The organism is Neptunomonas marina (assembly GCF_004005935.1).
Classification (GTDB): domain Bacteria; phylum Pseudomonadota; class Gammaproteobacteria; order Pseudomonadales; family Balneatricaceae; genus Neptunomonas; species Neptunomonas marina.
On sequence record NZ_SACQ01000001.1, the window covers coordinates 444,159 to 455,370 of the forward strand.

The following is an 11,212-nucleotide window of genomic DNA, read 5'->3' on the forward strand; positions in this document are numbered from 1 at the left end:
GTCTACTGTTCCTCTCTTTGACGGGTAATAGCAGGCTCAATTTGAGTGAGCGCCTCAATCTGCTGCCGCAAAGTTTCGATGGTTCTGTCGCGCTCTTGAACTGCCTGTTGGGTTGATCCCAACTTGTTAAGTGCCGCCAAGTTTGCCTGAGCATGTCTGAACCTTAGATAAAGATATTGATCGCTCGGACAGCGCGATTCAGGGAAGAGTGATAGCTGAGTAAAGAGCTCTTTGGCCTTGCTTAATGCTGCCTTATCACTGCCTGAAATGCTGAGTAAATTTGCAAGTCGAGTGGGTTCTTGAACTCTCTCAAGCATCAACTTTTGATCTGCCTCACTGAGCGTGATGAAAAGGTGCTCGTCGGCCATGAGTTGATGTAAGAGATCGTTGTCTAGAAAACAAGCAGGCTCATCCTGAGGTAGAGGTTCGACCTCGATTGAAGGCTTCGTCATGGGTTGGCAGCCGTATGTGAAGAGGGCGAGAGCAATAATACCTGCTATTTTTTTCATGATGGATCCAAGGGAATAATAAAGCGGAACGTTATTTTATCCTGTATGTTCTCGGCTATACAGAGGTTTCCATTGAGCGCCAACGCGGCTTCAAGAGCAATACTGAGGCCAATACCCGACCCTTTGAGCGGGCCATGACGTTTGCGCGTACCTTGGAAGAAAGGCTCGAATATTTTACCGACTTCGTTCTCCGGTATCGCTGAGCCAGTATTGCTAACGTCGATTGTCATCATCTGGTTAGTACGTTTTGTTGTTATCGTAATGGCGCCTCCTGTATCGCTGTAGCAGACGGCATTTGAGATCAGGTTGTTTAACACCCGCTTCAACATTTCAATGTCTGTTTTTACAGACATGCTTTCTTTCGGTGTTGTTATCTCGAGTGATTTTTCAATGATCTGAAGTTGGTGCGTATGAGTGGTTTCGCTGATAATGGCATCCAGATTAACGGGCTCAAGAGAGAGCAGATGTACTTGTTGTACGCGGTTGTAATCGAGTAGCTGCTCGATCAATTTTTGCAGGCTGATGCTGCCGTTTTGAATCAATGAAACGACGTGGTGTTGGCGATCATTGAGCGGACCCGGCACCTCTTCTGCAAGCAGGTCGGCTCCCTCTCGTAGTGTGGTGAGTGGTGTTTTCAGCTCGTGTGAGATATGGCGAAAGAATTCAGCCTTCACTGACTCCAGTTCACTTAAGTGCTCATCTAACCAGATAATCTGATCCTGAAGTTGCACAATTTCTCGCGGGCCGCGCAGCGGTTTATGAGAGAGTGGCTCACGTTTACCCACACTGCGAATACGACGCACTAACTGTCCGATGGGGCGTGATATGAGTGTGGTCATCAGCAGCATTAAAACGGCTGTGGCAACAATTAACAACGCCGCTTGTTGCCATAGTGCTGTACGGGTGGCGCGAGCCTCTTTTTGCAGCTCTTCCAGAGCGGCGAGCATTTGAGCGTGGCTGCGGTTTGTGAGTTGGTAGGTTAGCAAGGGTAGAGGCGAAAGCTCGGCACCCTTTGGGTCACGCTCAATAATGGTTAGCAAGTCATTGATAACGTTATGGTCCGGTTTGGTTTCGGCCAAGAACTTATGTACCGCAAGACGGTTTCGGTAGGTGTTAATGTTATCTTGCAGCCGCTCTAAAATGGCCGAGTTTTGGACAATACGATACTGCTGAGCGGTACGCACAATATCCTCTGCCATTCGCTCAAGAATGTTGTTCTGCTGGCCAAGTTCGATGGCCGTTTGTGTCTGCTCGTAACTGCGTTTTAGCTGCTCATCTAGCACGGCGCTGGTTTTATAAAGCAGAAAACCAATAGGTGAGATGATGAGCAGGAAGGCAATGAAGACAAGCTGCTTGAGGGAGCCGATGCGAGTAGCCATCACGGGACGTTGATTCTCATACTTTTGGATAGTTCATTCTGGCCCAAGTTGTGTGAGCGGGTAAACCTTAGATTGATTTTAGCTGTGCTAAAGACATTAGATTTTGTAGCAAAGCGGGATTAGATAACTTCGCTTTATGGAGCTCATCTGGAGCGATAAATCCATCACCATCTGTATCGATCTCGAGAAAGCGCCCGGAGAGCCTAGGGTGTTTGAGCGCTTCAGAAAAGCTAATCAGTTGGTCTTCATTTTTATCTAGAGCGGCGAGTACGATCTCGGGCATCCGGCTATGCCAGTGTTCGGGTAGCTCGGTTGCTGCGCTGAGAGTCAGTGGTGTAAGGATTGAAAGCGTGATGAGGTTTTGAGTTAGCGTTGCCATAAAGCATTCCATATGTCAGAGGGAGTACTTAGAGCAAAAAGTGTTTCATTTTTTAAAATTTATATAAAAATAAAGTAGTTATGGTTTTTTTGTTGAGTCGTGAATCTTACTCAGTGTCCCCATGTCAGCAAAGTGAGACTGAATGGGGACAAGAGTCTTTAGAAAACGTACAAAACAAATAAAATCAATGACCTAGAGTGTATGTTTTTTGCGACGTTTGCGGCAGGGCGCTAAGCATATGAGTGACAATACTTGGATAGATGGCAGGGTCTGGGCGTGTGGTGCTCATTACGCGCAGTCCCCAGATACCGGTCATCAGAAGTTTTGCGAGCGCTGCACTATCGGCGTCATCGCATAGTTCACCGTTCTCTTGAGCTAGGCAGATCGTCTGCCGCAACCGCTCCTCGATTTTGGCCAGATAACTGGTCACCACGATACGGATCTCTTCATCTTCTGTGGCAAGCTCAAGCAGGGTGTTAACCATTAAGCAACCTTTGCCTATCTCATCCTTACCCACCTCGGTGGCGATTCGCCAAACAAAACGATGTACCGCTTCAAGTGGTGACTCCGCCTCTGCGATGCAATCGTTAATGCGCGCTAAGCTACGCTCCGCGTAGGTATCTATAACCTCCATAAAGAGTCCGCGCTTACTATTGAAAGCACCGTAAAGAGACCCCGGTTTTAGGTTGGTTGCGCGTACTAAGTCGGTCACGGAAGTCGCGGAGTATCCGGTACGCCAAAAGACTGCCATGGCTTTGTCTAGTACATCGTTTCGGTCAAATTCTGCAGGACGGGCCATGCTTGTATCCTCTCTCTGACACTGCCATTATTTATCAATTAGTTATGGTACATAAGAGGTTTTCCGTCAACTATGCGGCACTGTTTCAAGTCAGGTTTTGTTACGCTTCTAGTGACTTTTCTCATAGCTGGATGTATGCCGGTTCAGCGCGAGAATGCGGGAGCTGAGGAGTTTATGCGTGGCACGGTGCGCAGTGAAGGTGATCGCTTTTATCTGGTGCCTTGTTTTAGCAAAGAGCAGCGTGAACTGCGATCAAGTTCCGCGCTAAAGGCTCGTTATCTTGAGCATACTCCCGCCCCCGGTTTGCCTATCTATATGGAGCTTATGGGAGCACCGCAGTCTGATTTAAGCTGGCAAGTCTCCAAAGTTATGCTGGCTGGCGATACCGTCAATGCCTGTGATCGTGCCCTGCGTCATGTGCACTATCGCGCGCAAGGGTGGTCGCCGCGCTGGTTGGCAGATATTGGTGAAGAGCAGATAACGGTGAGCTACCCCAAAGAGCGAAAAACTCTAAAGTTTCCAATCGATCAGTTGGATGGCATCCAGCTTGAGTGGGATAGCCGCATGGCTGGCGCAGATGCAAGCCATTCCCTGCAACTGAGCTTGCTCTCACAGGGGTGTACGGATGAGCAAGGCATTTGGTCGCCGTGGCGTGCAACAATGACATTGGATGGTGAAGTGTTTTCTGGCTGCGCACGAGCAGGTGATGTGTCGCAGCGGGCTTTACAGGGCCGCTATTCAAATGAGTTGGACGATGCGATGACCTTTGTGGTTATGGATTTGTTGCCTGACAGCCGTGTACAAATGCTACTGGATTACCGTAACGGAGAACCACTTAGTGTGATGAAAGGCCGCTGGGAGCTAAAAGGCAATGGACGTTTGCACCTATTCTTTTCAGAACGCGATCAGCAGCCAGAGCAAGCGATTCTGATTCTTAAGCGCGGGCGCAGCGGGCAGTTTGTACAGGCGGGTTACTCTGACATCTTTGGCCGGGATAGTCTGCGTTTAAGCCGCTCTGAATAGGGGCAGCTAGCTTTGATCCTCTAACAGGCAGTCGCGTGCGGCGTTGAGTTGTGCAGCGAGGTAAGTATTTCCACCTTGGTCAGGATGTAAACGCTGCATCAGCTTGCGATGCGCCTGAATAATATCATCACGACTGCAGGGTTCTTTAAGCCCAAGAATGTCTAACGCTTGGGTGCGAGACATCTCTGTGGTATTGCTTGGTGGGCTTTTGCGAGCCTTAAACAGACGATTAAGCACCGGCACGAAGCGCATCAGAAACCCATATTTTTTAAACAGGATAAGCAGCGCGGCAAATGCGCCGCCTAACCAATGGATACGTCCAGAAACGGTCAAGACGACGAGTGTGACCACAACGGCGAGAAAGATCAGTTTGAAGGCTGCGGCGCCTTTGCGCGCCGCAGGCTGTGAGTTGAACCATAGAAAACCGGCGATGACCAACGCACCCAATACGATAAGAAGAAAAGGGCTCATAGCACTCCAGAAAACAATCGTTTCAGCGTTCTAGTGTACCCAAAAACCCCCCAAGGGGTTAACTATTAAGTGGCGCTGCTGCTCGTAACGGCTTTTCGATGCCCATGTAGCGTTGGTATTTTTTCTCTTTTACATAGTCAAGGTCTACCACAACGAGCCCATCGACACAGTAGTTAAAATCAGCATCGACGCCGAAGTCTAGGAACTGCACACCGCCAGGGTGGCAAAGCTCGCTGTACTGCTTATAGAGTGTCGGTACGGAAACGCCCATGTAATCTAACTGCTCTTTCAAGATGCGGAAGTCGCCTTTGTAGTCGTCGCCGCTGAATATTTGGCGCAGGTGTGACTCGCTTTGTACAGATATCTTATAAGGAGCATTGGCGACAGCTCTGGCTTGCTCATCTTTGAAATAGTGTGAGTAGAACCAAACCAGCATATCTTTCGCAGGTGCTGGGTAGGTATTGCTTAAGCTGACGGGGCCGAACATGTAGCGTACTTCCGGGTGTTTACGTAAGTAAGCGCCGATACCATACCAAAGGTAATCGAGGCTGCGCTTACCCCAATAGCGCGGCTGCACGAAGCTTCGCCCGAGTTCGATACTTTGCGCGAAGTAACTTTGCATATTGGCTGAAAATTGAAATAGTGTACTGCTGTAGATAGGGCTATCGGGGTCATGAATTAACTTATGGACTTCCGCTAGTCGGTAAGCGCCAGCGATCTCTAGATCCTCATCATCCCAAAGAATGAGATGACGATAATACTGGTCATATTTATCGAGATCTTTCTTCTCACCGGTGCCCTCACCGACGCAACGAAACGAAACTTCGCGCAGGCGCCCAACCTCCTGCATCACAGCCGAATTTGGACTAGCATCGAAGAGATAGATTTTCTTACCATCGCCTGTTTCGCCAAGTAACTCAGCCGCTTTTAGCTCTTGTTTGAGGTCGCGGCGATCTTGCGGGTGCGCGATGGTTTTTTCGGTAACGAAGAGCGGACTTTTGCGTTTAGCGATTCGGTACAGGTGTTTGCGCAGCAGCTTGGTTTTCTCTGCGGTGGAGATAGGGAGGTTATCGATATGGCTGAAAGGGATCGCTTCGCCTACCCGTATCGGCAATGTGATAGAGTGCTTATTAAACATTTCGCGCGGAAGCAATAACGCCGAAGCTGATTTATTCAGGTAGGACAACCCATAAAACAGCGATGAGTTCTTACCGCCGACGTAAATGGGCAAAATGGGAGCGTTTGCTTTTTTTGCAAAGCGCAAAAAGCCTGAGTTCCACTTGCCGTCTTTAATGCCGGTCATGCCCGCGCGGGAGACCTCACCGGCGGGGAATACGATAATGGCTGCTTCATTCTGGAGTGCAGAAACAATGCGGGCGATATCGCGCTTGCGCGTACTTTTACCGAGGTTGTCGACAGGCAGGAAGAGCCCCTCTAACTGATCAAAATGGCTCAGCACGTCGTTAGCGATGATTTTTACATCGCGGCGTACCTCTCCCACCATTTTGAGCAGTGCGAGACCATCGAGCGCACCGAGAGGATGATTAGCGACCATCACAACGCGTCCAGACGATGGAATGTTCATCCGATCGTTATGGCTGAGGCTGTAGCTGAAATTGAAATACTCGAGGACGCGATCAACAAACTCAAAACCTGATACACCATCATGCTTTTCCAAAAAGCTGTTGATCTCATCTTCATGAACAAGCTTGCGCAGGAAGTAGAGTGCTGATTTTTTGACCGGTGTGGGCTTTGCGGTGAAAGAAGGGTATTTACTGGTTATCACTTTTTCGACGTTGATCACGAATATTACCTACTCACAAACAGATAAGACTTCAGAGTATGGCGATCACATGACCACTAGTTGACCAAATGATGACGCTTTTGTGACGTATCAAGTCGGTTGGGGCGCGGTGTGGCGCGTGGTGATAATTCAGTTAATATTTGGCGCGTTAGGCGTATGCTAACTATCTCTAACCGATAAAAAGGACACTGTGATGCGCTGGCGTGGCAATCGATCAAGTGAAAACGTTGAGGATAGACGAGGGGATCAACCACCCTCTATGGGGGTTGGCGGTGGTGGCGCGTTAAGGCTGCTACCGATGCTTATTAAATTTTTAGGTGTTAAGGGGACGCTTGTTTTAGCTGTTGTTGTTGGCGGCTATGGCTTGATGACGGGCAACCTTGGCACGATTTTATCGGTTTTGACTGGGCAACCGATGCCTCAGCAAAGCGCTCCTCAGTCGGTTCAGCAGACTGCTCAGGAGCAAGAGCTCGCGGAGTTTATATCGGTTATTTTGGCGGATACTGAAGATACGTGGGGGCAGATTTTTACCGCGAGTGGGCGGCAATACAAAGAGCCGCGCTTAGTACTATTTCGCAATGCAGTGAAGTCGGCTTGCGGTACGGCGCAGTCAGCCGTCGGGCCTTTCTATTGCCCCGCCGATCAACAGATCTATATCGACCTTGGCTTTTATACCGAGCTGAGCCAGCGCTTCAAAGCACCAGGTGACTTTGCGCAAGCATACGTGTTAGCGCATGAGGTGGGCCATCATATTCAAACGCTGCTAGGGATCTCAGCGAAGGTTCATGAAGCGAAACGCGGTGTCGACAAAGCACGTGCTAACCAGCTCTCTGTGCGCCAAGAGCTACAAGCAGACTGCTTAGCCGGTGTGTGGGCGAACAAAGCTCACCATGAGCGTAAGATGCTTGAGCCTGGCGACCTTGAAGAGGGCCTGAGAGCGGCAAGCGCTATTGGCGACGACACATTACAAAAACAGTCACGTGGTTATGTGACCCCAGACTCTTTCACGCATGGCTCATCGGCGCAGCGCGTTAAATGGTTCAAGCGTGGTTTCGAGAAGGGCAACATGGCTGCCTGCGATACTTTTCAGCAACCGATTTAATTAGCCGTCCATAAAACAGGGGCCATTGGGCCCCTGTTTATCTGTTGGTCTGATCACTGGTTGCTGTATGGATCTTTTGCCGGTAGTCAGCAGCCATCAGGCGCCACCTGTGTAGATCTTGTCTAACACCTGCTTGTTCTAAATACGCCTCTGACAGTTGGGAGTTGATGGGCAGGTTGGTGTTGCCCATTTTAGCGGGAATAAGCGCATCAGCGACATGTACTGCAGTGAGCGGTTGGAAGCCGCGCTCCTCAGATAGCTTTGGTATTGAATGTAACAATATCGCTTCAACCGCACGTGGTGGAATATTCCACATAGCCATCAATGTCGCGCCAATCTCACCATGATAGAACCCCGCAACTTTGCGTTCGGCAGCATGTAAGGGCATGTTTTCGTGGGCCGCTAACTGCAAGGCTTTCTGGTACAGCCCAGGTGCTTGAGAAGCCATGATGATAATACCAATATTGTGCAGCAACCCTGCCAGATACGCTTGCTCGGCGATGATTTTTGGCGCTCGGGCTTCTTTGGCAATATCCATCGCTAAGCGTGCAACGAGTATTGCGCGAGCGTTCATATCCTCGAACGAGAAGTGGCCCCATTTTGGGTGCGGTGGAAAGTGCCCATAGATATAGCTCGAAACCACTAACGCTCTTAGCTTGCGAATACCAATGATGGAGATCGCCTCGGGAATCTGGCTAATAGGGCGCGGCAATCCAAAGAAAGGCGAGTTGGCGACCTTGATAATTTTGGCAGTTAGCGCGGGGTCTTGTTCGATAATCGCAGCGATACGCGATGCATGTGTAGCCTCCGCGTTCAGCTCAATATTCAGGTCGTGGTATACCTTGGGAGCCGATGCGATATCATTTTCTTTGCTCAGAAACTGGCGTAGCTTGCTGCGGCTTGTTAAGCGGCTGATTTTGAGCAGATAGTTGACAGTGCCGACCACTTGGCTCACGTCGTCTGGACGCTCAAAGATTCGGTGAGTCAACTCAAGCTTTTGCGCGAGTGAGCGCGGCGACTCGATTGATGTACCCAGCTGGAATCTCAGAGTGGTCGGGCTGATCTCCTGAAGGCGGCGAAAAAGGTCAATCTCGATCAACCCCTTCAAAGACTTACATACAAACACTGCATCGACCTGTGAGTGCGCAACCTGTTCAATTAACAGATCAACATGGTCGATGCGCGAGATCTCCCATGCTTTACCGACACGGGTGATCATTTGCGGCCAGTTTACCTGTGCTGATTCAGGATCAAACAGGATCATCTTTGTGGCCCGGCTACCAAGTGAGGCTATTTTCGACATCAATATTCCCGAAAATTGGGTACTGCTTACATTATAGTGCGCGCACTATAAAATGTTTTGATGGCGCCGGGCAATGCTAACTGTTACTGATTTGAGTCATTATCAGGGTTGCTGATACGGTCTTCTGGCCGCTGTTCATCACGCATGACGCAGTAAACCCGGAAACCGTAAATAAGCGCTAGCACACTCAATAGGTCTAATGTCACAAAGATGACCAGTTCCAGCAGCCAATTGGAGCCGCCATCGCCAGCAAAGGTTTGCGCAAAGTACAGTTCGGCGATTTGCAAACCCGGATACAGAATAAGTAAACCTTGTAGCAGCAGCCAAAAGTAATCTTTGGTGTCTTCCCAGCTCTGTTTTAGGCTCTCAAATACGGGTTTTCTCTCTACGACGCAGATGAAGTCAGCAAACGCTAGGCGCACGCCGATGTAGATGCCAGGGATGATGAAGAACATCAAGCCAGTAAAAATAGCCATGCCAGAGAGAAGGAACACGAGCAATAAGCTGCGCCAGAATCGCAAGCTTGCGAACACGGCTTGCGATGGCGAGTAATCATTACCATCGACCTTAGACTGAATGTAGAGAATAGTGGCGCCCCAGAAGATCGGTAAAAGTGTTAGCCGCAGCAGGGCAAGATAGGCCATTTGTTGGCTGAGGTCGGTTGATTCACCCGCATTGCTCTCGATCCAAGAGGCGAGCAGGTTCAAAGCGATCAAAAATGGCAACTGGATCGCCGCTATCGCCGCTAGGTTACGGCGGAAGAAAAAGAACGTTTGTTTGAGCAGGTCAAGGGTATTTAGCGCTGACATAGTATCGAGAGAGTCCCTTTATTTGGATCCTATTGGATTGGCTTCAAGGTAGCGATTAACCGTATCGACAACGGCTTGGGTCTGGGGATCAACCTCTAGGTTGATCCTATCACCAACTTTTACCTCTCCAAACGTTGTAACGGCCAGCGTTTCAGGGATGAGATAGATATTGAACTGCTGATCACGAACCTCGCCAATGGTCAGGCTACAGCCGTTCAAAGCAACAAACCCTTTAGGCAATATATAAGGCAACATAGCCGCGGCAGGTTTTAGCCACAGAATACAGTTATTGTCATCCCGATCGATCGCTGTGATCTCCGCTTGGTCAGAGACATGTCCAGACAGAAGATGTCCACCAATCTCGTCACCGAATTTCGCAGCGCGCTCAAAGTTCACCACGTCATTGAGTTGCAGCTTGCCAAGGTTGGTGACTCTAAGGGTCTCTGAGATCACATCAAACGAGACTAACGTGTCTTTGAACGCCGTGATTGTCAGGCAGGTGCCGTTAATAGCGATACTCGCACCGGTCTGGAGGTTGTTCGCTGCCTCCATCGGGAGTTTAACTTGCAACGTCATAAACTGCTCGCGGTGCTCAATTGCAGTGACTTCCGCCTTACCTTGCACTATACCTGTAAACATAGGCAGTCTTTCTATCTCCAACGCTTTAAATCTGAAGCGCAAAGGATAACGTATAAAACGAAAAAATACTCACATCTCGAGGAGTGAAGATGAACTATCTGGTGACCGGTGGAACAGGGTTTATTGGACAGCAGCTTGTTAAAGAGCTGATTAAATCAGGGAACACTGTGACCGTTGTTTCTCGACAACCTCACAAGGTGGCTAAGCTGCTGGGCCAGCAGGTACACGCTGTTAGCCCAGACGATATCAAAGAGCTCGATGCAAACATCGATGTTGTTGTTAATTTGGCCGGGGCTCCGATCGTTGACAAGCGCTGGAGTGAGCACCGCAAAGCGCTGTTGCGTGATAGCCGAATCGCCTTTACAGAGCAGCTTATCAACGATTTAGAATCGATTGGTGCACAGCCAAACTGTTTTATTAGTGGCTCGGCAATCGGTTTCTACGGCAGCCACTCGGGCGGCTCGCCCTTGGATGAACAGGGCTCGGTTGCACCGGGGTTTACTCATGACTTGTGTCGTGACTGGGAAAATGCTGCGCAAAACGCGCAGACCAAACTGGGCAGCCGAGTGTGTACGCTCAGAACGGGTGTTGTTGTCGGGCCTAATGGCGGTGCACTCAAGAAAATGATAACGCCTTTTAAGCTTGGGCTGGGTGGCCCAATAGGGCATGGCTTGCAATGGATGTCGTGGGTTCATCTTGACGACGAGGTGGCTGCCATTCAGTTCTTGGTGGCGCATGACACGCTGCAAGGGCCATTCAATCTGACCGCACCGGGTGCGGTGACCAATGAGACCTTCAGTCACGCACTGGGGCGCGCCGTGAATCGTCCTGCCAAACTGCGGATGCCCGCGGTAGTGATGGAGTTAATGCTGGGTGAAGCCAGTGAGCTGTTAACCCAAGGACAACGAGTCTTCCCGGCCCGTTTGTTGGAAGCGGGCTTTACCTTTAAATACCCTGAGCTCAAAGAGGCGCTGGCTGCATCGGTTTAGTTGATA

General features: G+C 49.8%; 12 protein-coding genes. 3 read left to right on the top strand and 9 right to left on the bottom strand.

Annotated features, from left to right (window positions below; all coding sequences use genetic code 11):
* Nucleotides 1–2: 2 nt before the first annotated feature.
* The 4 genes from EOE65_RS02060 to EOE65_RS02075 form a co-directional block, all read right to left on the bottom strand.
* Nucleotides 3–509, bottom strand: a complete 507-nt coding sequence (locus EOE65_RS02060) for a hypothetical protein (RefSeq protein WP_127692624.1) — start codon at nt 507–509, stop codon at nt 3–5.
* Nucleotides 506–1,888, bottom strand: coding sequence for a sensor histidine kinase (locus tag EOE65_RS02065; RefSeq protein ID WP_127692625.1), 1,383 nt, complete (start codon nt 1,886–1,888; stop codon nt 506–508). The genes EOE65_RS02060 and EOE65_RS02065 overlap by 4 nt, the downstream gene beginning before the upstream one ends.
* A gap of 67 nt (nt 1,889–1,955) precedes the next feature.
* Nucleotides 1,956–2,267, bottom strand: a complete 312-nt coding sequence (locus EOE65_RS02070) for an EF-hand domain-containing protein (protein ID WP_127692626.1) — start codon at nt 2,265–2,267, stop codon at nt 1,956–1,958.
* A 184-nt stretch (nt 2,268–2,451) separates the two neighbouring features.
* On the bottom strand, nt 2,452–3,066 hold the full coding sequence (locus tag EOE65_RS02075) for a TetR/AcrR family transcriptional regulator (RefSeq protein ID WP_127692627.1): 615 nt from the start codon (nt 3,064–3,066) through the stop codon (nt 2,452–2,454).
* Between the two features lie 135 nt (nt 3,067–3,201).
* On the opposite strand from EOE65_RS02075, the gene EOE65_RS02080 reads away from it, so the two are divergent.
* The gene (locus EOE65_RS02080) at nt 3,202–4,089 is read left to right on the top strand and encodes a hypothetical protein (protein ID WP_127692628.1); all 888 of its coding nucleotides are present in this window, start codon (nt 3,202–3,204) and stop codon (nt 4,087–4,089) included.
* Between the two features lie 6 nt (nt 4,090–4,095).
* Here EOE65_RS02080 and EOE65_RS02085 read toward each other — a convergent pair whose 3' ends face one another.
* Both EOE65_RS02085 and olsF read right to left on the bottom strand, forming a co-directional pair.
* Nucleotides 4,096–4,560, bottom strand: coding sequence for a J domain-containing protein (locus tag EOE65_RS02085; RefSeq protein WP_127692629.1), 465 nt, complete (start codon nt 4,558–4,560; stop codon nt 4,096–4,098).
* A 58-nt stretch (nt 4,561–4,618) separates the two neighbouring features.
* On the bottom strand, nt 4,619–6,364 hold the full coding sequence (olsF, locus tag EOE65_RS02090) for a bifunctional ornithine lipid synthase OlsF (protein WP_127692630.1): 1,746 nt from the start codon (nt 6,362–6,364) through the stop codon (nt 4,619–4,621).
* Between the two features lie 193 nt (nt 6,365–6,557).
* Here olsF and ypfJ point away from each other — a divergent pair, with 193 nt between their 5' ends.
* Nucleotides 6,558–7,466, top strand: a complete 909-nt coding sequence (gene ypfJ / locus EOE65_RS02095; protein ID WP_127692631.1) for a KPN_02809 family neutral zinc metallopeptidase — start codon at nt 6,558–6,560, stop codon at nt 7,464–7,466.
* A gap of 37 nt (nt 7,467–7,503) precedes the next feature.
* Here the strand turns inward: ypfJ and EOE65_RS02100 are convergent, their stop codons facing one another.
* From EOE65_RS02100 to EOE65_RS02110, 3 genes are all read right to left on the bottom strand, one after another.
* Entirely contained in the window at nt 7,504–8,769 is a 1,266-nt protein-coding gene (locus tag EOE65_RS02100) for an HDOD domain-containing protein (RefSeq protein ID WP_127692632.1), read from the bottom strand.
* Between the two features lie 83 nt (nt 8,770–8,852).
* On the bottom strand, nt 8,853–9,578 hold the full coding sequence (locus tag EOE65_RS02105; protein ID WP_127692633.1) for a YciC family protein: 726 nt from the start codon (nt 9,576–9,578) through the stop codon (nt 8,853–8,855).
* Nucleotides 9,579–9,596: 18 nt separating this feature from the next.
* On the bottom strand, nt 9,597–10,217 hold the full coding sequence (locus tag EOE65_RS02110) for a riboflavin synthase subunit alpha (protein WP_127692634.1): 621 nt from the start codon (nt 10,215–10,217) through the stop codon (nt 9,597–9,599).
* A gap of 89 nt (nt 10,218–10,306) precedes the next feature.
* On the opposite strand from EOE65_RS02110, the gene EOE65_RS02115 reads away from it, so the two are divergent.
* Nucleotides 10,307–11,206 (top strand): TIGR01777 family oxidoreductase, encoded by a 900-nt coding sequence (locus EOE65_RS02115; RefSeq protein ID WP_127692635.1) that lies wholly within the window; start codon nt 10,307–10,309, stop codon nt 11,204–11,206.
* Nucleotides 11,207–11,212: the final 6 nt, after the last annotated feature.